General features: G+C 72.3%; 20 protein-coding genes. 13 read left to right on the top strand and 7 right to left on the bottom strand.

Annotated features, from left to right (window positions below):
• Positions 1–54 precede the first annotated feature (54 nt).
• Both CNQ36_RS23090 and ychF read right to left on the bottom strand, forming a co-directional pair.
• Positions 55–1,473, bottom strand: a complete 1,419-nt coding sequence (locus tag CNQ36_RS23090) for an ATP-binding protein (RefSeq protein WP_121547392.1) — start codon at positions 1,471–1,473, stop codon at positions 55–57.
• Positions 1,474–1,610: 137 nt separating this feature from the next.
• Positions 1,611–2,699, bottom strand: coding sequence for a redox-regulated ATPase YchF (gene ychF / locus CNQ36_RS23085; RefSeq protein ID WP_004926289.1), 1,089 nt, complete (start codon positions 2,697–2,699; stop codon positions 1,611–1,613).
• Between the two features lie 183 nt (positions 2,700–2,882).
• On the opposite strand from ychF, the gene CNQ36_RS23080 reads away from it, so the two are divergent.
• Positions 2,883–3,476 (top strand): DUF6542 domain-containing protein, encoded by a 594-nt coding sequence (locus tag CNQ36_RS23080; protein ID WP_206278490.1) that lies wholly within the window; start codon positions 2,883–2,885, stop codon positions 3,474–3,476.
• Between the two features lie 12 nt (positions 3,477–3,488).
• Here CNQ36_RS23080 and ppgK read toward each other — a convergent pair whose 3' ends face one another.
• Together ppgK and CNQ36_RS23070 are read right to left on the bottom strand one after the other, a co-directional pair.
• On the bottom strand, positions 3,489–4,235 hold the full coding sequence (gene ppgK, locus CNQ36_RS23075; protein ID WP_121547391.1) for a polyphosphate--glucose phosphotransferase: 747 nt from the start codon (positions 4,233–4,235) through the stop codon (positions 3,489–3,491).
• A 29-nt stretch (positions 4,236–4,264) separates the two neighbouring features.
• On the bottom strand, positions 4,265–5,284 hold the full coding sequence (locus CNQ36_RS23070; protein ID WP_004926296.1) for a 4-hydroxy-3-methylbut-2-enyl diphosphate reductase: 1,020 nt from the start codon (positions 5,282–5,284) through the stop codon (positions 4,265–4,267).
• A 64-nt stretch (positions 5,285–5,348) separates the two neighbouring features.
• Here CNQ36_RS23070 and xseA point away from each other — a divergent pair, with 64 nt between their 5' ends.
• The 3 genes from xseA (at position 5,349) to CNQ36_RS23055 (ending at position 7,560) form a co-directional block, all read left to right on the top strand.
• Entirely contained in the window at positions 5,349–6,557 is a 1,209-nt protein-coding gene (gene xseA / locus CNQ36_RS23065; protein ID WP_121547390.1) for an exodeoxyribonuclease VII large subunit, read from the top strand.
• Between the two features lie 10 nt (positions 6,558–6,567).
• The gene (locus tag CNQ36_RS23060; RefSeq protein WP_040906217.1) at positions 6,568–6,816 is read left to right on the top strand and encodes an exodeoxyribonuclease VII small subunit; all 249 of its coding nucleotides are present in this window, start codon (positions 6,568–6,570) and stop codon (positions 6,814–6,816) included.
• Positions 6,817–6,969: 153 nt separating this feature from the next.
• Positions 6,970–7,560 (top strand): malonic semialdehyde reductase, encoded by a 591-nt coding sequence (locus tag CNQ36_RS23055; protein WP_004926300.1) that lies wholly within the window; start codon positions 6,970–6,972, stop codon positions 7,558–7,560.
• Positions 7,561–7,642: 82 nt separating this feature from the next.
• Here CNQ36_RS23055 and CNQ36_RS23050 read toward each other — a convergent pair whose 3' ends face one another.
• On the bottom strand, positions 7,643–8,149 hold the full coding sequence (locus CNQ36_RS23050) for a DUF4245 domain-containing protein (RefSeq protein WP_121547389.1): 507 nt from the start codon (positions 8,147–8,149) through the stop codon (positions 7,643–7,645).
• Positions 8,150–8,291: 142 nt separating this feature from the next.
• Between CNQ36_RS23050 and glpX the strand changes: the two genes are divergently transcribed.
• The gene (gene glpX / locus CNQ36_RS23045) at positions 8,292–9,326 is read left to right on the top strand and encodes a class II fructose-bisphosphatase (RefSeq protein ID WP_004926304.1); all 1,035 of its coding nucleotides are present in this window, start codon (positions 8,292–8,294) and stop codon (positions 9,324–9,326) included.
• Positions 9,327–9,532: 206 nt separating this feature from the next.
• Here the strand turns inward: glpX and CNQ36_RS23040 are convergent, their stop codons facing one another.
• Both CNQ36_RS23040 and CNQ36_RS23035 read right to left on the bottom strand, forming a co-directional pair.
• On the bottom strand, positions 9,533–9,901 hold the full coding sequence (locus CNQ36_RS23040; RefSeq protein ID WP_004926306.1) for a WhiB family transcriptional regulator: 369 nt from the start codon (positions 9,899–9,901) through the stop codon (positions 9,533–9,535).
• 109 nt (positions 9,902–10,010) lie between these two features.
• On the bottom strand, positions 10,011–10,706 hold the full coding sequence (locus CNQ36_RS23035; RefSeq protein WP_121547388.1) for a DUF1707 SHOCT-like domain-containing protein: 696 nt from the start codon (positions 10,704–10,706) through the stop codon (positions 10,011–10,013).
• A gap of 155 nt (positions 10,707–10,861) precedes the next feature.
• Between CNQ36_RS23035 and CNQ36_RS23030 the strand changes: the two genes are divergently transcribed.
• From CNQ36_RS23030 to CNQ36_RS22995, 8 genes are all read left to right on the top strand, one after another.
• Positions 10,862–12,532 carry a fumarate hydratase gene (locus CNQ36_RS23030; protein ID WP_163013348.1) on the top strand — a complete coding sequence of 557 codons (1,671 nt, stop codon included), beginning with the start codon at positions 10,862–10,864 and terminating at the stop codon, positions 12,530–12,532.
• A 255-nt stretch (positions 12,533–12,787) separates the two neighbouring features.
• Positions 12,788–14,161 carry a cytochrome P450 gene (locus CNQ36_RS23025; RefSeq protein WP_121547386.1) on the top strand — a complete coding sequence of 458 codons (1,374 nt, stop codon included), beginning with the start codon at positions 12,788–12,790 and terminating at the stop codon, positions 14,159–14,161.
• Positions 14,162–14,227: 66 nt separating this feature from the next.
• Complete coding sequence (locus CNQ36_RS23020; protein ID WP_163013346.1) at positions 14,228–15,244, top strand: UbiA family prenyltransferase; 1,017 nt, start codon at positions 14,228–14,230, stop codon at positions 15,242–15,244.
• A complete protein-coding gene (locus CNQ36_RS23015) occupies positions 15,234–15,941 on the top strand; it encodes a ubiquinone/menaquinone biosynthesis methyltransferase (RefSeq protein ID WP_121547384.1) in 708 nt (235 codons plus the stop codon). Before CNQ36_RS23020 ends, CNQ36_RS23015 begins: the two co-directional genes overlap by 11 nt.
• 84 nt (positions 15,942–16,025) lie before the next feature.
• Positions 16,026–17,786: a non-ribosomal peptide synthetase gene (locus CNQ36_RS23010; RefSeq protein ID WP_121547383.1), complete on the top strand. Its 1,761-nt coding sequence runs from the start codon at positions 16,026–16,028 to the stop codon at positions 17,784–17,786.
• Positions 17,783–18,520, top strand: a complete 738-nt coding sequence (locus CNQ36_RS23005) for a thioesterase II family protein (RefSeq protein ID WP_121547382.1) — start codon at positions 17,783–17,785, stop codon at positions 18,518–18,520. Before CNQ36_RS23010 ends, CNQ36_RS23005 begins: the two co-directional genes overlap by 4 nt.
• On the top strand, positions 18,517–19,695 hold the full coding sequence (locus CNQ36_RS23000; protein ID WP_121547381.1) for a cytochrome P450: 1,179 nt from the start codon (positions 18,517–18,519) through the stop codon (positions 19,693–19,695). The genes CNQ36_RS23005 and CNQ36_RS23000 overlap by 4 nt, the downstream gene beginning before the upstream one ends.
• A gap of 32 nt (positions 19,696–19,727) precedes the next feature.
• On the top strand, positions 19,728–20,867 hold the full coding sequence (locus tag CNQ36_RS22995) for a DUF711 family protein (protein ID WP_163013345.1): 1,140 nt from the start codon (positions 19,728–19,730) through the stop codon (positions 20,865–20,867).
• Positions 20,868–20,934 lie beyond the last annotated feature (67 nt).

Below are 20,934 nucleotides of genomic sequence, written 5' to 3'. Positions count from 1 at the left end.
GACGTGTCAATCGATTGCCCTGAGGACGCCCGACCATGCGACACCCCGCTCACCTCACAGCGGCCAGGCGGTCAGCAGATCGCCGGGACCGTAGGCGGCGTCGAGCCCCGGACAGTCGACTCCGGCGCGGGAGACCGCCACGACGGGAACGGGGGCGTCGGTGAGGGCCGCTCGATGCCGGTGCAGGGCCGCCAGGTCGTGCCGGTCGAAGGGGGACCGCTCCAGCCACTTGACGGAGCCGACGAAGATCAGCTCCTTGGCGACGGGAGCACGGTCCGCCCCGACGATGTCGATCTCGACGTCGTTGGTGCGGGTCCAGTAGCCGCCCACCGCGGGGGCCGCGGGGAGCCGGTCGTCGGGCAGTATCCGGGCGAGCGCCTCGCGGACGATCGCTTCGATCGCCCGGCCGCGCCAGCTGGTCCAGTTCTCCCGGATCCGCGCCAGGGTCAGATCGCCCCGCCCCCGCTCGATCTCGTCCATGGACGGACCGAGCAGGTGCAGCCAGAACCGCAGGTAGGGGTCTGTCACCCGGTAGCGGCGGTCCTTCGACGGACGGAGCGACACGGGCAGCTCCGCGGCGACGATCCGCTTGTCCGTGAGCAGCTCCAGCGCTCGCTGCAGCGGTGTGGCCCCGATCCCGCCCGCCGCACGGGCGATGTTGGTGAAGGTCCGCTCACCACTGCCGATGGCCGCCAGCACCGTACGCGCCTGTGCCTGCGGCGGGAACTCCGCGGCCAGCGAGCGCTCGGCCGACACCAGCAGGGCCGACACCGGGTCGCTCAGCGCCTCGCCGAGGAAGTCCCACAGCCCGGCGCCTCTCGGCCACTCCGCGCAGATCAGCGGCAGCCCGCCGGTGACCAGCGCGGCGTCGAAGGCCTCCGCGGGCTCCAGCCCGAGCATCCGGCCCACCTCGGCGGGGTTCAGCGGCCCCAGCACCATCTCCCGGCCGCGCTGGTGGAAGGGCCGGCCGTAGCTGTTCAGAGCCTCCATCATCGGCAGATCGGAGCCGATGAGGACGAGCAGCACCGGCTTGGTCTCCAGGGCCCGGTCCCAGGCCCGCTGCAGCATCCCCTCGAAGGCGCCACCGGCATCCATCAGATACGGCACCTCGTCGATGACCAGCACGCTCGCCCGGTCGGCAGGCAGTGCCGCAGCCAGTACGTCGAACGCGGCGTCCCAGTTCTCCGGCCGCGCGGCGGCCACGAGGCCCGCCAGCGGCAGCGTCGAGGCCTGGGCGTCCCGGGCCAGCCGTGCCAGATCGTCCCCAGGGGACGCGCCGGTGGCCGCGTAGAACAGGAACGGGGCTCCGGAGCTCTCGGCGAACCGCTCGACCAGCCGGGACTTGCCCACCCGGCGTCGCCCACGCAGCATCACGCACCGGCCGGGCCGCTCCCCGCCGACCCCCGCCGCCACCTTCTGCAGCTCTCGCCGCAACGTCGCCAGCTCCTGCCGGCGGCCCACGAAATCCACCACGCCTGTCGACCTCCACGCATGTTACTAACGTCAATGTTAGTAACATGCACGTTAGTGCACTACCTCCGGTGGCTGTCGCCCGAGAAAGAGTCAGAGGCCCGACTCCGGGGAGTCGGGCCTCTGGGGGCGGCGTGCGCTCAGACGTTGAAGCGGAACTCCACCACGTCGCCGTCCTGCATGACGTAGTCCTTGCCCTCCATGCGGGCCTTGCCCTTGGCGCGGGCCTCGGCGACCGAGCCGGTTTCGACCAGGTCGGCGAAGGAGATGACCTCCGCCTTGATGAAGCCCTTCTGGAAGTCGGTGTGGATGACACCGGCGGCCTCGGGGGCGGTGGCGCCCTTCTTGATGGTCCAGGCGCGGGATTCCTTCGGGCCTGCCGTCAGGTAGGTCTGCAGGCCGAGGGTGCGGAAGCCGACGTGGGCGAGGGTGGCGAGGCCGGGCTCGTCCTGGCCGACGGACTGGAGGAGCTCGAGGGCCTCGTCCTCGTCCAGCTCGGCGAGGTCCGCCTCCAGCTTGGCGTTGAGGAAGATCGCCTCGGCGGGGGCGACCAGGGCGCGCTGCTCGTTCTTGAAGTCCTCGTCGGTCAGCTCGTCCTCGTCGACGTTGAAGACGTAGAGGAAGGGCTTCGTCGTGAGGAGGTGCAGGTCGTGCAGGAGCTCGTTGCGCTCGGTGCCCTGGACGATGCCGTGGGCGAAGAGCGTGTCGCCCTTCTCCAGGATCTCCTTGGCCTCCTCGACGGCCTTGACCTTCGGCGCGATGTCCTTCTTGATCCGCGACTCCTTCTGCAGGCGCGGCAGGACCTTCTCGATGGTCTGGAGGTCGGCGAGGATCAGCTCGGTGTTGATCGTCTCGATGTCGTCCTTCGGCGAGACCTTGCCGTCGACGTGCACGACGTTCTCGTCCTTGAAGGCGCGGATGACCTGGCAGATCGCGTCGGACTCGCGGATGTTGGCGAGGAACTTGTTGCCCAGGCCCTCGCCCTCCGAGGCGCCCCGGACGATGCCCGCGATGTCGACGAAGTCGACCGTGGCCGGGAGGACCCGCTGGGAGGTGAAGATCTCCGCCAGCTTGGTGAGGCGGGGGTCGGGGACGCCGACCACGCCGACGTTCGGCTCGATCGTGGCGAACGGGTAGTTGGCCGCCAGCACGTCGTTCTTGGTCAGGGCGTTGAACAGGGTCGACTTGCCGACATTCGGCAGACCGACGATTCCGATCGTGAGCGACACGTTGCGACTTCCCGTACGTGAGGATGGGGGACGAGGACCGGCCGACTGGGCTCCGTGGGCCGATCCACCAGTCTACGGCGTGCCCGCCCGCGCCCCGGCGACGTATCGAACGTCCGGACGGGCTTCGGCCCCCCGGCGTGTCTGACGGGCTGTTCGACACATAAAACGACCTAAGTTGGTCCGGTGGAGCAACCCAGGACGCGACCCACGCAGTACGGACGGTACGGAACGCGACGCGACAGGCCGGCCAAGCCCGCCCGTCCGCCGCTGCCGCCGCAGGCGGCACGGGCGGCGGGGGGCGGGGTCGTGCGGGCCTCCCGGCCCGCCCGGCTGCCGCAGCGGGGGCCCGCTCCCCCGCCCGCGGCCCGGCGGCTGCCCAACCCGCGGCTGACCGGACTGGGGTCCGGCCTGTTCTGCGGACTGGTGATGCTGCTGCTCGGACTGGTGACCGAGGCGCTGTTCGGGGCGTCCCCGACCGTGTACGGCGTGCTCTTCCTGCCGGTGTGCGTGCTGACCGCGCTGTGGGTGCGCGAGGGCGACCTGCTCATCGCGCCCGTCGTCGTGCCGATCGCCTTCGCCGTGGGACTGGTCCCGGTCGCCGACGAGGGCGGCGGGGGCACCCTCGACCGGCTGATGGGGATGGTGACGGGCCTCGCCACCCAGGCCGGGTGGCTCTACGGCGGGACGCTGGTCGCGGGTGTGCTGGTGATCGCCCGCAGGGTGCGCCGGGTGCGCGCGGTCAACCGCCGCGTCGCACGGAACCGCCCCGGCGCCTGACGCTCTCAGGCCCTAGGAGCCCGTCGCCGCCCGCATGGCCGCGCCCACGATGCCCGCGTTGTTCTGCAGCTGGGCGGGGACGATCTCCGCCTTGATGCCCTCGATGCGGTCCAGGAACTTGTGGGACTTGCGGCTGACGCCGCCGCCGATGACGAACAGCTCCGGGGAGAACAGCATCTCCAGGTGGGCCAGGTACTTCTGCACCCGGTGCGCCCAGTCCTCCCAGGACAGGGCGTGGTCCTCCTTGGCCTTGCTGGAGGCCCGCTTCTCCGCCTCGTGCCCGTGCAGCTCGAGATGGCCCAGCTCGGTGTTGGGGACGAGGACGCCGTCCACGAACAGGGCGCTGCCGATGCCGGTGCCGAAGGTCAGCAGGATCACCGTGCCCCGGTGGTGGCGGCCGGCGCCGAAGTGCATCTCGGCGACGCCGGCCGCGTCCGCGTCGTTGACCACCGTCACCGGCAGACCGCCCAGACGGTCGCCGAGCAGCACCCGCGCGTCGGTGTCGATCCAGCCCTTGTCGACGTTGGCCGCCGTGCGGATCATGGTGCCGCCGGTGACGACGCCCGGGAAGGTGACCCCGACCGGCCCGGTCCAGCCGAAGTGGTCGACGACCTCCTTGACGCCGTCGGCCACCGCGTCCGGAGTCGACGGGTGCGGGGTGAGGACCTTGCAGCGCTCCTGCGCCAGGTCCCCCTTGTCCAGGTCGACCGGGGCACCCTTGATCCCGGAACCGCCGATGTCCACGCCGAAGATCTGCATGGCCCTACGTTACGACGTACGACCGACGGTCACGGAGCCGAGTCCGCACCCGAGCCGCCGCGCTCGGCCGCCAGGGCCGCGGCCTCCTCGCGCAGGTCGCGGCGGAGCTCCTTGGGCAGCGAGAAGATGATCGACTCCTCGGCCGCCTTGACGATCTCGACGTCCTCGAAGCCGCGCCCCGACAGCCACTCCAGGACCTGCTCGACGAGGATCTCCGGCACCGAGGCGCCCGAGGTGACGCCGACCGTGGTCACGCCCTCCAGCCAGGCCTCGTCGATCTCGTCGGCGAAGTCCACCAGATACGCCGCGCGGGCACCGGCCAGCTTGGCGACCTCCACCAGCCGCTTGGAGTTGGAGGAGTTGCGGGAGCCGACCACGATCACCAGATCCGCCTCGGCGCCCATCTGCTTGACCGCGAGCTGGCGGTTCTGCGTGGCGTAGCAGATGTCGTCGCTGGGCGGGGAGATCAGCTGGGGGAACTTCTCCTTGAGGGCGTCGACGGTCTCCATGGTCTCGTCCACGCTCAGCGTGGTCTGGGAGAGCCAGACGACCCTGGACGGGTCGCGGACCTCGACCTTCGCGACGTCGGCCGGCCCGTCGACGAGCTGGATGTGGTCGGGGGCCTCGCCGGAGGTGCCGATGACCTCCTCGTGGCCCTCGTGGCCGATCAGGAGGATGTCGTAGTCGTCGTTCGCGAAGCGGACGGCTTCCTTGTGGACCTTGGTGACCAGCGGGCAGGTGGCGTCGATGGTGGCGAGCCGGCCGCGCTCGGCCTCCTCGTGGACCACGGGGGCGACGCCGTGCGCGGAGAACATGACGATGTTGCCCGGGGGGACCTCGTCCGTCTGCTCGACGAAGATCGCACCCTTCTTCTCCAGGGTCTGCACGACGTATTTGTTGTGCACGATCTCGTGCCGGACGTAGACGGGGGCCCCGTACTGCTCCAGGGCCTTCTCGACGGCGATCACGGCGCGGTCCACACCCGCGCAGTAGCCACGGGGGGCGGCGAGCAGGACACGGCGGCCAGGCGAAGCGGTCATGCGTCCCATCGTAAGGCCGCACAGGGGGGCGCGGTCACGGTGCGTTGTCGGTGGGGCGCACTACCCTCGCGGCATGGCTGTCAACACGTCTGCGGAAGCTCCCATCCCGGTCGGGGAGGTGTCACGGCTCATCGGGGGATGGATCGACCGGCTGGGCGCGGTGTGGGTGGAGGGGCAGATCACCCAGCTGTCGCGGCGGCCGGGCGCCGGGGTGGTGTTCCTGACGCTGCGGGACCCCTCGCACGACATCTCCGTGGGCGTGACCTGCTACCGGCAGGTGTTCGACGCCGTCGCGGACGTGGTGAGCGAGGGCGCGCGGGTGGTGGTGCACTGCAAGCCGGAGTGGTACGCGCCGCGCGGGCAGCTGTCGCTGCGTGCCACCGAGATCAAGCCGGTCGGGGTCGGGGAGCTGCTGGCGCGCCTGGAGCAGCTGAAGAAGTCCCTCGCGCGGGAGGGGCTGTTCGCGGCGGAGCGGAAGAAGCCGCTGCCGTTCCTGCCGCAGCTGATCGGGCTGGTGTGCGGGCGGGCCTCGGCGGCCGAGCGGGACGTGCTGGAGAACGCCCGGCACCGCTGGCCGGCCGTGCGCTTCGAGGTGCGCAACGTGCCGGTCCAGGGGGTGCACGCGGTGCCGCAGGTGGTCCAGGCCGTGAAGGAGCTGGACGCGGCCGACGAGGTGGACGTGATCATCGTCGCGCGGGGCGGCGGCAGCGTGGAGGACCTGCTGCCGTTCTCCGACGAGCAGCTGGTGCGGGCGGTGGCGGCGTGCCGTACTCCGGTCGTCTCCGCGATCGGGCACGAGCCGGACAATCCGCTCCTCGACCATGTCGCCGATCTGCGCGCCTCCACGCCGACCGACGCCGCCAAGAAGGTGGTGCCGGACGTGGGTGAGGAGGCGGAGCGGGTGCGAATGCTGCGCGACCGGGCACGGCGCTGTGTCCGGGCGCTGCTGGACCGGGAGGAGCGGGGCCTGGCCCAGGCGCTGGCCCGGCCCTCGATCCAGGATCCGCACCGGATGATCGACGCCCGGGCCGAGGAGGTCACGGCGCTGCTGGAGCGGGCCCGGCGCACCCTGCGCCACCAGCTGGACCGGGCGGACTCCGAGCTGACGCACACGCATGCGCGCGTGGTGGCCCTCTCCCCCGCCGCGACGCTGAAGCGGGGGTACGCGGTGCTGCAGCGCGCGGACGGGCACGCGGTGCGCGCCCCGGGCGAGGTGGAGGCGGGCCAGGCGCTGCGGGCGCGGGTGTCCGAGGGCGAGTTCAACGTTCGAGTCGATACGTAGGGTGGGCGGAATGACCGGCAAGACGGAGCAGACGGCGGCCACGGCCGAGGCGCTCGGGTACGAGCAGGCGCGGGACGAGCTGATCGAGGTCGTACGGCGGCTGGAGGCGGGCGGTACGACGCTGGAGGAGTCCCTCGCGCTGTGGGAGCGCGGCGAGGAGCTGGCCGGGGTGTGCCGGCGCTGGCTGGAGGGTGCGCGGGCCCGGCTGGACGCGGCGCTCGCGCGGGAGGCGGGGGCGGAGGCCGCGGAGGAGGGCTGACCGGTCCGGCCGGGGTGCGGCGATCCGTGAAATGGATCACCACGGTCCACATTTAGTTGAGCGTTGAACTTTATCGGCGTACGGTCGACTCCGCCAAGCAATCCGTGGTCCGTACACGGATGCCGGACCGACGTACCCCGAGAAGGTTCACGCATGTCTCTCGTCCTCGACCCCGCCGCCCAGGACCTGCTGTTCCGCGAGGCGCGCACCGCGAACGCGTTCACCGACGAACCGGTGACCGACGAGCAGGTGCGGGCGATCTACGACCTGGTCAAGTACGGCCCCACGTCCATGAACCAGTCGCCGCTGCGCGTCACGCTGGTCCGCTCCCCCGAGGCCCGTGAGCGTCTCGTCGCGCTGATGGCCGAGGGCAACCAGCCCAAGACGGCGTCGGCCCCGCTGGTCGCGATCCTGTCCGCGGACAACGAGTTCCACGAGGAGCTGCCGCAGCTCTTCCCGCACTTCCCGCAGGCCAAGGACGCCTTCTTCGGCGAGCGCCCGGTCCGTGAGGGCTCCGCCGCGCTGAACGCCGCGCTCCAGGCCGCGTACTTCATCATCGGCGTCCGCGCCGCCGGCCTGGCCGCCGGACCGATGACCGGCCTCGACTTCGAGGGCGTCCGCAAGGAGTTCCTGGACGACGACCACACCCCGCTGATGGTCGTCAACATCGGCCGCCCCGGCCCCGACGCCTGGTTCCCGCGCGGGCCGCGCCTGGAGTTCGAGCAGGTCGTCACCACGGTCTGAGCCGGATTCGGCGCACGGCACAAGGGGCGGGGCCCCGGCGGATCGGTGATCCGCCGGGGCCCCGCCCCTTCGTCGTGCGCGCTCACTCGGTGCGCAGCGCCTCCGCCATCTTCGTCAGCCGGTCGAACGACGCGGTGCCGGTGACCACGGTGGTCGAGCCCTCGGTGCCCTCCAGCACCAGCGCGTCGTAGTGGTCGCCCTCGTAGCGCGTCCAGGTCTCGCCGTCGATCCGCTGGGTGCTCTCCGTCTTCGCGGCCCCCTGCGTGGCGTCCTCGATGAACGCCGTCCGCTTGCCCGTGGACTGCTCCACCGCCACGTACTCCCCGTCGGGGGCGCGGAAGCCGAGGTGCCAGGCCTCGGACTCGGCCCCCCGGTAGCGGACGGAGGTGGGCTTCCACGCCTCGGACAGCCCCTCGGGCGCGGCCACGGGGTAGGAGGCGGCCCGGCGGGCCGTGAGCAGGTCGACCCGGTAGTCGACCCGCTTGATGTCGGGTTCGCCGTCCTCGTGCGGGATGAACAGCCAGACCACTCCCGCCGCGAGCACGATGAGGGCCAGGGACAGGATCATGTCCCGGGCCGTTTTCTGCATGCTGCTCGTTCCTGCCACGCCCCCATCGTCGCAGGTGCCCGGTGCGCTCATCCGTGGGGTCCCCTGCTCATACTGTCGTACTGGCGATAGAGTCGTGCCCACACCCTCATCCGGCCGTCGTCGTACAGAAAGGTGCGCTCCGATGACCGAACACCATCACCTGCCGTCCGAGCTCGATGTTCCCTCCGAGGCCCCCGACCGCAACCTGGCCCTGGAACTCGTACGGGTCACCGAGGCCGCGGCGATGGCCGCCGGCCGCTGGGTGGGACGCGGCGACAAGAACGGCGCGGACGGCGCGGCGGTGCGCGCCATGCGCACCCTCGTCTCCACCGTCTCGATGAACGGCGTCGTCGTCATCGGGGAGGGCGAGAAGGACGAGGCCCCGATGCTCTTCAACGGGGAGCGCGTGGGCGACGGGACCGGCGCCGAGTGCGACATCGCCGTCGACCCGATCGACGGGACCACCCTGACCGCCAAGGGCATGACGAACGCCATCGCGGTGCTGGCCGCGGCCGAGCGCGGCTCGATGTTCGACCCGTCGGCCGTGTTCTACATGGACAAGCTGGTCACCGGCCCCGAGGCCGCCGACTTCGTCGACATCAACGCGCCGGTGAACGTGAACATCCGGCGGGTCGCCAAGGCCAAGCGGGTCACCCCGGAGGACGTCACCGTGGTGATCCTCGACCGTCCGCGGCACGACGGCATCATCAAGGAGATCCGGGAGACCGGGGCGCGCATCAAGCTGATCTCCGACGGTGACGTGGCCGGCTCGATCCTGGCGCTGCGCGAGGGCACCGGCATCGACCTGCTGCTCGGCGTCGGCGGCACTCCCGAGGGCATCATCTCGGCCTGTGCGGTGAAGTGCCTGGGCGGCACGATCCAGGGCAAGCTGTGGCCCAAGGACGAGGAGGAGCGGCAGCGGGCGGTCGACGCGGGGCACGATCTGGGCCGGGTGCTGACCACGGAGGACCTGGTCACCGGGGACAACGTGTTCTTCGTGGCGACGGGTATCACCGATGGTGAGCTGCTGCGGGGGGTGCGGTATCGGTCGGAGACGGCGACGACCGACTCCATCGTGATGCGGTCCAAGTCGGGGACGGTGCGGCGGATCGATTCCGAGCATCGGCTTTCGAAGCTGCGGGCGTACAGCGCGATCGACTTCGATCGGGCCAAGTAGGGCCTGCGGCGCGGTGCTCGGGGGCGGGTGGGTGGGGGCTGGGTGCGCAGTTCCCCGCGCCCCTGAGGTGGGCTGCCCGGCCCGGTGTTGCCAGGTAACCCCTGTGCGGAGGGGTGCCTGAGGGTGCGGGTGGGTGGGGGCTGGGTGCGCAGTTCCCCGCGCCCCTCAGGTGGGCTGTTCTGCCCGGCGTTACCCCTGGGCGTGGGTCAGCCGGCTGCGGCTATGCGGTTGGGGCGTTTTTTCAGTTCCATGTCGCGGCGCCTGCGGCGGGCCAGGACCACGCGGCGCTCGGCGGCGGTGAGGCCGCCCCAGACGCCGTAGGGCTCGGGCTGGAGCAGGGCGTGCTCGCGGCACTCGACCATCACCGGGCAGCGGGCGCAGACGCGCTTGGCCGCCTCCTCGCGGGAGAGCCGGGCGGCGGTGGGTTCCTTCGAGGGTGCGAAGAACAGCCCCGCCTCGTCGCGCCGGCACACCGCCTCGGTGTGCCAGGGGGCGTCCTGGTCCCTGTCCCGCGCCGACGCTCGCTGGGCCGGCACGGCGGCTATCTGCAGGGACGAATGCGGCGGTTGCAGCACGGTCTACTCCTGACGACGGCTTCGCAAGCGAGACACGATGCAGCAAGGCTTACCCGATGTACGCGCGCCTATGCACTGAGTCCCGGACAGCCGGGCGGCCGACGGCCCGTCAGTGGCCCAGATGTCTGCGCATGCTCTTGTCCATCTTGCGCTGCACCCTGTCGAGGATGTCCGCCACGAGCCTCCCCCGCCTGGGCCGCGCCTCGACCGAGCCCAGCACCGCCCAGCCGTCGACGTAGACCACCGGGGCCTCGTCGTCCGCCGCGTCGAGGGTGTCCACCTCGAAGGTGCCGAGGACGCCGCCTCCCATGCCGCGCAGCGACACGTTCTCCGGGACGCGGATGTCGACGCTGCCGAAGACGGAGAACGCCTTGATCACCACCTGCTGGTGGTCGAACAGCGCCTCGCTGAGGTCGATCTCGACGCTGCCGAAGACCGCGTACGCGTGGATGCGGCGGCCGGTCCGCCAGCGGCCCTTGCGGACGGCGGCGCTGAACACCGCGACCACGTTGTCGTCCGGGTCCACCGGGATCGCGCCGGCCGTGGGGCGGTTGGGCGCGGAGGCGTGCGCCGCGCGCCGCTGGTGGGCTATCGGCAGGTCCTGGATGAACACCTCCAGCTCGCCGACCGTCTTGGCGGCCAGCACTCCCTCGACGCGCTCGGCGTGCTCGTCCGCCGTGAGGCGGCCCTCCGCGAGGGCCTCGCGCAGGAGGTCGGCGACGCGGTCCCGGTCGGCGTCGGAGGCGCGCAGCTCGGCGGCGCGCGGCGCCGTGTCCGGCTGCTGGGCGTGCTTCTGAAGGTCCACGGCAGCAGCGTACCCAAACGCGATAGATCGCGACTACCCCCCGGCGGTGACAACTGAGGACAACCTCACAGGTTCGCCGCCGACGGCAGGTCCTAGGCTGGTGAGCGCCCGCCAACGGAGGCGGGCGGTCTTCCGTCGAGTGAGGAATGGGCGAGATGCCTGAGTTCGAGTACGCCGATCTGCTCCCCATGGGAGAGGACACCACCCCCTACCGGCTGGTGACCTCCGAGGGTGTCTCCACCTTCGAGGCCGACGGCCGGACGTTCCTCAAGGTGGAGCCGGAGGCGCTGCGCAAGCTCGCCGAGGAGGCCGTCCACGACATCCAGCACTACCTGCGTCCCGCGCACCTGGCGCAGCTGCGCCGGATCATCGACGACCCCGAGGCCTCGGGCAACGACAAGTTCGTGGCGCTCGACCTGCTGAAGAACGCGAACATCGCGGCGGCCGGCGTGCTGCCGATGTGCCAGGACACCGGCACGGCGATCGTCATGGGCAAGCGCGGCCAGAACGTGCTGACGGCGGGCGGCGACGAGGAGGCCCTGAGCCGGGGCATCTACGACGCCTACCAGAACCTGAACCTGCGCTACTCGCAGATGGCTCCGCTCACCATGTGGGAGGAGAAGAACACCGGCTCCAACCTCCCGGCGCAGATCGAGCTGTACGCGACGGACGGCGGCGCGTACAAGTTCCTGTTCATGGCCAAGGGCGGCGGCTCCGCCAACAAGAGCTTCCTGTACCAGGAGACCAAGGCCGTCCTGAACGAGTCCTCCATGATGAAGTTCCTGGAGGAGAAGATCCGCTCGCTGGGCACGGCCGCCTGTCCGCCGTACCACCTGGCGATCGTGGTCGGCGGCACGTCCGCCGAGTACGCGCTGAAGACCGCGAAGTACGCCTCCGCGCACTACCTGGACGAGATCCCCTCCGAGGGGTCCCCGCTCGGGCACGGCTTCCGGGACAAGGACCTGGAGGAGAAGGTCTTCGAGCTGACGCAGAAGATCGGGATCGGCGCGCAGTTCGGGGGCAAGTACTTCTGCCACGACGTGCGCGTGGTGCGGCTGCCGCGGCACGGGGCGTCGTGCCCGGTCGCGATCGCCGTGTCGTGCTCGGCGGACCGGCAGGCGGTCGCGAAGATCACCGCCGAGGGCGTGTTCCTGGAGCAGCTGGAGACCGACCCGGCGCGGTTCCTGCCGGAGACGACCGACGAGCAGCTGGAGTCGGAGGGCGACGTCGTCCGGATCGACCTCAACCAGCCGATGGACGACATCCTGGCCGAGCTGACCAAGTACCCGGTCAAGACCCGGCTGTCCCTGACCGGTCCGCTGGTCGTGGCGCGCGACATCGCGCACGCCAAGATCAAGGAGCGGCTGGACGCGGGCGAGGAGATGCCGCAGTACCTGAAGGACCACCCGGTGTACTACGCCGGTCCGGCGAAGACGCCCGAGGGGTACGCGTCGGGGTCGTTCGGGCCGACGACGGCCGGGCGGATGGACTCCTACGTGGAGCAGTTCCAGGCGGCCGGCGGGTCGCGGGTGATGCTCGCCAAGGGCAACCGCAGCAAGCAGGTCACGGCCGCCTGTGACGCGCACGGCGGGTTCTACCTCGGCTCGATCGGCGGGCCCGCGGCGCGGCTCGCCCAGGACTGCATCAAGAAGGTCGAGGTCGTCGAGTACGAGGAGCTCGGCATGGAGGCGGTCTGGAAGATCGAGGTGGAGGACTTCCCGGCGTTCGTCGTGGTGGACGACAAGGGGAACGACTTCTTCCAGGACCCCTCGCCGCAGCAGCCGACGTTCACCAGCATCCCGGTGCGCGGCCCCGGCCTGGCCTGACCCCGCGCGGGCGGTACGCGGGAAGCCCCCGGCGCCGGGGGTTTCCCGCGTACCGCCCGACGGCCTGCGTGGCCACTTCCTGTCATTTTTCCCGCTCCGGGGCCCGATCGGCGTAAGACTGTCCGCTGTCGGGGCTTTTTGGCATGCCTGCTTCACGGTGGACTCCACGGTGGAAGCGGTCCGTCCGTCGCACCCGGCACACGTACGCCACCGGCACGTCGCTCGACGGGCCGGCCGACGAGGGGACGACGGGGAATGGCGGGATGCGCCGGCGGCACGTTGCCGACCAGGGAGTTACGGCACGACAGCGGCGTCCTCGCGGCGCCGAGGGCGCCCCGTGTGCGCGTCCCGGTCGTGGGGGACCTCCTCCGGCTGCGGGCGGACCTGCTGAACGCCATCCAGTACGCGGCGTCCTCCGGCGCCGAGGTCTCGCACGTCGACGCCGGCTCCCGGCACATGGTGTTCGTGCACCGCAGCGCCCAGGCGGACGCCGTGCTCTCCGACATCCGCACCTTCGGCAAGCCGGACCACAAGAACCCGCTGCGGCTGGTGCTCGGGGACGGACTGGTGAGCAATCCCGACCACGACGACTGGCTGCGCCGGCGGCGCGCCCTGCAGCCCGTGTACAGCCGCGCCGGTGTGGCCGCCATGCGCAGGACGACGGCCGAGGTCGTCGCCGAGCACACGGCGCGGTGGGCCGGCCGGGACCGCACGCGGCTGAGCGTCTACGAGGAGATGCTGGCCTTCACCCTGGACACCGTGTCGCGGTGCATGTTCAGCCGGTCCGGCGACAGCGTGTCCGGCACGGTCAACCCGGAGACGGCCGCGTTCCTGCTCGACTTCGTCGAACGCCGCATCCGCAAGCCGGTCGCCCTGCCCGTCGGCGTCCCCACCCGGCGCAACCGCCGCTTCGCCGCCACCCTGCGCAGCCTCGACACCCTGGTGCACGGCATCGTCGGGGAACGGCGCGCGTCCGGCCGGCACCACGGCGACCTGCTGGACCTCCTGCTGGAAGCCCGGGTCGGCGAAGCCGGGGAACCGCTGACCGACGCCGCCGTCCGGGACGAGGTGCTGACCACGATCCTGGCCGGGTTCGAGACCACGGCGAGCGCGCTGACCTGGACCCTCTATCTGCTGGCGTGCTACCCCGAGGTGCAGGACGCCGTCCGCCGGGAAGTGCGCGCGTCCGGCGACGGGGAGGCGCTGCGCGGCACGCTCCTCGAGAGCGTGATGTACGAGAGCATGCGCCTCTTCCCGCCGTCCCCGACCATTCCGCGCCAGGCCAAGCGGGACACCTCCCTCGGCTCCGCCGAGGTCCCCGAGGGGGCGCTGGTGATGCTCAACGTCGCCGCCGTCCACCGGGATCCGGCGGTCTGGGAACGGCCCGACTCGTTCCTTCCGGAACGGTTCGCGCACGGCACCCCCGAGAAGGGCTCCTACCTCCCCTTCGGCGCCGGTGGCCACATGTGCATCGGGAAGGGGTTCGCCCTGATGGAGATGGGCCTGCTGCTGGCGGACGTCGTCGACAGGTTCGAGATCTCCCCGCGGGACTCCGCGGGTCCGGAGCCGAAGGCGCTCATCACCCTGCGGCCCCGCGACGGATTCGGGCTGACCCTCACCCGGCTCTGACCGCCACCGGGGCGGATGTCTTCTGCAAGCGCGCGACTTCACGAAAGAGGCCGACCCATGCGCCGCATGGCACGTTTCCACGCGACCGTCGAACTGGTGCGACCCCGGACGCTGCTCGTCAGCCCGCTCTCCTACTGCGTGGGAGCGGCCGTGGCCGGGCATCCCTTCGACGCCGTGGTGCTGCTCGGCGTCCTCATCCACATCGCCGCCCCGCTGGCCGCCAACGCCCACAACGCCGTGACCGACCTGGTGGAGGACGGGAAGAACGTGCCGGGCCGTCTGACGCTGGTGGAGACCGCCGGCGTCGGGCTGCTGCGGAGGACCGTGTACGCGGGCCTGGCCCTGATGCTGGTGCTGTCGCTCGTGATCTCCCTCGCCCAGAGCCTGCTCTGGGTGTTCAGCGTCTTCCTGGTGCTCGGGTACTCCTCGCCCCGGTGGCGGCTGAAGGGCCGCCCGGTCGTCGGCATGGCGGTCTTCTCGATGGCGGTCACGGAGCCGTACATCGCGGGCGCGCTGCTCGGCGACTCGTGGGGGGAGATACCCCGGTACGACTCCTACCAGCCGCTCCTCATCGGGCTCTTCCTGTTCTGCTGGTACTTCGCCAAGGGCATCATGAAGAACGTCCCCGACTACGCGGGCGACAAGGCGGCCGGGCTGCGGACGATCCCGGCGCTCATGTCCTCGCAGCACTCGGCCGCCTGGGCGGCCGCGACGGCGACCACCCTGGTCTACGTCGCGTTCCCGGTGCTGGTCCTCGTCGGCGACCTGCCCGACCGCCTGCTCGTGGCCGCCCTCGTGGGCGTTCCGGCCGTGGCTAACATGGCCGCAATGGTCCGGGCCCGTACACCCCTCCAGTACAACCTGGTCGGGCAGCGGGACATGTATGTGTCCGTCGTCTTCCTCGGCCTTCTGCTCCTCGGATTGCGGCCGACGCCGGGCTCGGCGCTGATCGGGCTGCTCGCCGTCGTGGTCATGGCCGGGTCGGACGTGTTCGGAATGGACTCCAGAGCGAGTCGCCATCTCGACCGGACCGATGCGACCGTGCCCGCCGCCGGCGAAGGGATTCAGCGAAGTGACGCTTGACCGCCAACCCCAGGAAAAACGCTCCGAAGTCCACGGCATCTTCGAGAAGATCGCCGGTTACTACGACCGGATGAACTCCGTCATGACGCTGGGCCGTCACGGGAGCTGGTGCCGCGAGGTGGCCGCGCGCGCCGCGCCGGGCCGGGGCGGACACCTTCTCGACCTGGCCACGGGCACGGGCGCGATCGCCCTGCAGGCCGCCCGGAAGTACCCCGCGACCGCCGTCACGGGTGCGGACTTCTCCGGCGAGATGCTGCGCCGCGCGCGGACCAAGCCCGGGGCCGGCGCGGTGCGCTGGCTGCAGGCGGACGCGACCCGGCTGCCCTTCGGGGACGGCTCCTTCGACGCGGTCACCGAGGGCTACCTGCTCAGGAACGTCCAGGACCTGGAGGGGGTGCTGCGCGAACAGCACCGGGTGCTCAAGCCGGGCGGCCGCCTGGTGGTCCTCGAGACCTGCCCGCCCAGCGGGCTGGTGAAGCCGGTCGTGACGTGGGGCGTCCGCGTCATCGTGCCGCTGCTCGGGCAGATCGTGGCCCGCGACCGGAGTTCCTACAGCTATCTCGAGTCCAGCACCCTCGCCTTCGCCTCGCCGGAGCGCGTCGCCGGCGTACTGCGCGAGATCGGCTTCCAGGACATCGGCTGGCGCAAGAAGTTCTTCGGCACGAACGTCATCCTGTGGGCCGTCAAACCGGACTGACGGGGCGGCCCGCGCAATCGTGAGGCCAGGGGGCTCCTCGGCGAACGGCCCAGGGGCTCCCCGGCGGACAAAGGGGGAGATCGAGTGAGCAGTACCGCTGTGTCCAGGGACCCGGCGATTCCCGCCCTCGCACATGTTCCGCGCGCCCGGAGGGCGCTGGAACGGTGGGCCGGGGAGCGACCCGACCGGACCGGCTCGGTCGGTGTCGACGGCCGCGGGCTGACCTGGCGGGAGATCGCCGCCTCGACGGCGGGTCTGGCCGGCCGGCTCGAAAGGGCCGGCGTGGGAGCGGGTGACCGGGTCGCCGTCATGGCGGGCCGGTCGTGCTACGCGCTCAGCGGCCTGCTGGCGGTCTGGGCCCGCGGCGCGTCGGCGGTGCTGCTCGACGAGCGGCATCCGGTGGACCGGCTGCGCTGGACGACACGGGACGCGGGATGCGTGGCGCTCGTGTCGTCGGAGCCGGACGCCGGGCGCCTCGGTCTGCCGGTGATCGCGACCGCCGGCTCGGAGGCGGCGGCCGACCGGCCCGCGGGCACCGGCCCCTGGGCGCCGGACGAGCGGGCGACGGAGGCGTACGTCGTCTACACCTCGGGCACCACGGGCCGCCCGAAGGGCGTGCGCGTCGGCTTCGCCTCCCTGGACAACTTCCTGGCCAACGCCGAGTCCCTGGAGTACCGGCCGGGCAGCCGGGCCGCCTCGGTGGTCTCCCCCGGCTTCGACGGCTGGCTGTGGTCGGTCCTCACGCCCTTCGTCAACGGCGTCACCTGTGTCGCGCTCGACGCCTCGCTCGGCGACCTCGGCGCCGCCCTGGCGGTGCAGGAGATCGACAACCTCTGCATGACCCCCTCGCTGTACGCCACGCTCGGCCACCTGCCACGGGCCGAGGTCGCCGTGGTGGCGGGAGAGCGCTGCCCCGACTCCCTCGCCGCCCGGCTGCGGGAGTCCGCCGAGCGGGTCGTGAACGTGTACGGGCCGACCGAGGCCACCATCGCCGCGACCCTGGCCGACACCGCCCGGGGGGAGGACCCCCGCACGATAGGCCGCCCGCTGTCCGGCTGCACGGTGGCGGTCGTCGACGCCGAACTGAACGAGGTGCCCCCCGGGGTCGCCGGCGAGCTGCTGATCGGCGGCGCGGGCGTCGCGCTCGGATACGTCGGCGACACCGCCCCGGGCGCGGACCGGTTCGTCGAGCGGGACGGCGTCCGGCACTTCCGCACCGGAGACCTCGTCACCCGGCGCGAGGACGGACAGCTCGGCTATCTCGGCCGGGCCGACACCCAGGTGAAGACCGGCGGGTTCCGGGTGGAGCTCGAGGAGGTCGAGAGCATCGCCGGTGAGGTGCCCGGCGTCGCCCAGGCGGTGGCCTATCTGCGGGGCGATCCACCCACCCTGGCGGTCGGTGTCCGCACCGCGCCCGGCACCCCGCTGGACGACGCCCTGAGGGAGCGGCTCACCGCGGCGTTCGCGGCCCGGCTGCCCCGCCAGGTGTGCCCCGCGCTGATCCACCGCGTCACCCATGTGCCGCTCGAGCACACCGGGAAGGTGGCGCGCCACGAGGTGGCCGCGCTCGGCGAGGCGGCGCTGTCCGCCGCCGCGGACGACGCCCCGGCGACCGGCGGGGACCACGTCCTCGACCATGTCCTCGACGCCTGGAGCGGCGTGTTCGGAGTCCGCGTCACCGAGGACGCCGACTTCTTCGACGCCGGCGGGCACTCCCTGCTCGCGGCCCAGCTGGCCGCCCGGCTGGAGGAGCGGCTCGGCACCGCCGTCTCGATCCCCGACGTGCTGATCGCCCGGACCCCACGGGCGCTGGCCGACCGGATCGAGGAGACGAGGGCGGCATGAGCTGGCTGCGTTCCTTCACCGTGGCGGACGCCGGGAGCGCCGCCGCCACCGTCGTCGTCTTCCCTCCGGCGGGCGCCGGGTGCCTGCGGCTGCGGGCGGGCGCCGCGGCGCTGCCGCCCGGCCTCGAGCTGAGGGGGGTGCAGCTGCCGGGGCGCGAGGACCGGCTGGCCGACCCGCCGGCCCGCGGCCTCTCCGAGGTGGTCGCGTGCGTCGCCGCCGCACTGCGCGACCCGGCGCCCGGCCGGCCGCTGGTGCTGCTCGGCGTCAGCCTCGGCGCCGTGGTCGCCTACGAGGTGGCCAGGGCGCTCGAAGCAGTGGGAGCGGCGCCGCGCGCGCTGGTGGTGGCGGCCGCCCGGTCGCCCGAGCACTGGGCCGCGTTCCCCGCGGCGGATCCGCCCCCCGAGGAGCTGACGGCCCTGCTGCACCCGGCCGTCCGGGAGTCCGGCCCGGCCTCCTACGCCGTCACGGCGCTCCGCGCCGACCTGCGCCTGATGGCCGGGTACGCCGTCCCGGCCGAGCCGCTGGCGGACACCGCGCTGCTGTCGGTCTCGGGTAGCCGGGACACCGTCGTCACCGCCGCGCAGATGTCCGGCTGGCGCGACAGGTCGCGGCGGTACCGGGGGCATCGCGAACTGGACGCCGACCACCACGCGTTCCTGGACCCGGACGTCCTGGCCGCGGCGCTGTCCGGCGTCGCGGAGACGGCCGGGGCCCTCGCGGAGGTGCGCGGATGACGCGGCAGCCGCCGGACCTGTTCGCGCCCGGCCTGTTCGAGGGGACCGGCTTCTACGACGTCTTCGCCTGGTACCGGGAGCACGACCCGGTGTCCTGGCAGCACCCCGCCGGCGAGCCGGACGGCTTCTGGAGCGTCACCCGGTACCGCGACACGGTGTCCGTGCACCGGGACAGCACGCGGATGAGCTCGACGAAGGGCATGCGGCTCGGCTCCACGGAACGCGCCGTCCGGGCCGTCGCCAACAAGATGCTGATCGTCGCGGACCCGCCCGACCACACCCGGATGAAGCGGGTGCTCAGCCGGCCGTTCTCCCACGAGGTGCTGGCCGCGGCCGAGACGCATGTGGAGAAGGTCGTCGGTGACGTGGTCGCCGCGGCCGTACGGGAACCGGTGCCCGATCTGATCGGTCACCTCGCCCGCATCCCGACCGATGTCATCTGCGCGATCATGGAGCTGCCCCGCGGGGACTGGGAGTGGATCGGGAAGAAGACGACCGAGGCGTTCGAGTCGCCGTCGGAGGTCACCCGGATCACCGCGAACAGCGAGATCTTCAAGTACTTCTACGACCTGGTGCGGGAGAACCGTGACACCGGCGCGAACGGGTTCGTCGGCGGGCTCACCCGCAGGGCCGGCGAGGGCGCCGGGCCGACCGACGAGGAACTGGTCTTCAACTTCGCCGGGATCCTGGCCGGCGGCAACGAGACGACCCGGTACACGCTGGCGTCGCTCACCCACCAGCTCGCCGAGCACCCGGACCAGTGGCTGCGGATCGCCCGGGGCGAGGTCGACCCGGCCGACGCCACCGAGGAGGCACTGCGCTGGTCGGTGCCGGGCATGCACGTGATGCGGACCGCGACCGAGGCGCTGCGGGTCGGCGACGCCGAGATCGCGCCCGGCGAGCGCGTGGTGACCTGGATCGGCTCGGCCAACCGCGACCCGGAGGTGTTCGACGACCCGGACGTGTTCGACGTCGGGCGGACCGGCAACCGGCACGTGAGCTTCGGTGCGGGACGCCATGTGTGCCTGGGGAGCCGGCTGGCGCGGCTGGAGATCACGGCGTATCTGCGGGCGTTGCGCGGCATGGTCGGGTCCATCGAGCTGACGGGGCCGCCCCGCTACAACGGCTCGAACTTCACCTGGGGCCTGAACGAGCTGCCGGCGGTGCTGTCATGACCGCCGCGCCGCCCGCCGCTCCCGTCCGTGCCGTGACGCTTTGCCTGCCCGACGCCGTGTTCGCGCGGGGGACCGTCGACGCGGGTGCCGTCGCCGGGTACGGCGACCGGGTGGTGGAGGCCGCCGGGGAACTGGTCCGCGCCGGACGCGAGGTGCAGACGGTCCGGCTCTCCGCTCCGGCGCTCGACGCGCCGGTCCACGCCGATCTGCTGCGGGAGCGGGCCGCGGGCCTCGTCGCGGGCTGCGACCGGTCGGGCGTGGGCAGCGCCTCCCTGGCCGCGCTGCGGCCCCCGGCGCCGGCCGGGCTCGAGCCGTCCGACGTGGCGGACGTGCTGGCCGGGCACCCGTCGCTGTTCCTGTCCGTGGTCGTCGCCGAGGGCGCCGAGGTGGACGATCACGCCGTCGGCTTCGCCGCGTCCGTGGTGGGCGAGCTGGCCCGCCGTGACGTCGACGCCAACTTCCGCTTCGCGGCGGTCGCGAACCTCGGTCCGAACGCCCCGCTGTTCCCCGGCTCGTACGGCGACGGCGGCCCCGCGGGCGTGAGCGCCGCGCTGCAGTCGGCGGGCCCGCTGCTGGCCCGCGTGCGGGAGGCGCGTCCGGAGGGGCTCGCGGCGGCGACGCGGCTGACCCGGGAGTGCCTGCGCGACGAGCTGGCGCCGGTCGGGAAGGTGCTGGAGTCCGCCTGCGGGGAGCGCGGGCTGCTGTTCCACGGTTTCGACCCGTCGCCGGCCTGCGCGCCCGACGCCGGCATCGCGGAGTTCCTGGAGCTGGCGGGCGGCATCCGCTTCGGCTCCCCCGGCACGGTCGCCACCTGTGCCGCGGTCACCGCCGGCATCCGGTCGGCCGTGCGGCCCGTGGTCGGCTACGCGGGGCTGATGCTGCCGGTGCTGGAGGACCGGGTACTTGCCCGTGCCTGGCAGGAGGGGCGTCTGCACGCCGACTCGGTCCTCGCGTACTCCTCGGTGTGCGGCGCCGGACTGGACACCGTGCCGCTGCCCGGCTCGACCCCGGAGCACGAGGTGGCCGCCATCATCCGGGACATGGCGGCGCTGTCGGCCCGGTGGGCGAAGCCGCTGTCCGCCCGGCTGATGCTCGCGCCGCCCGGCTCCGATCCGCGGCGCACCGGGTTCCGGGCGGAACAGGTGGTCAACATCGACTATCCCTCCGTCTGACGGCGCCCCCGCCGTGCCGTGGTCCGGGCGACGCCGCCCGGGCCGCGGCGCCGCACGCCCTCCGGCG

Source organism: Streptomyces fungicidicus (genome assembly GCF_003665435.1).
Taxonomy (GTDB): domain Bacteria; phylum Actinomycetota; class Actinomycetes; order Streptomycetales; family Streptomycetaceae; genus Streptomyces; species Streptomyces fungicidicus.
Note: the sequence above shows the minus strand (reverse complement) of the source record. Positions and strands in the feature narration are given on the sequence as shown.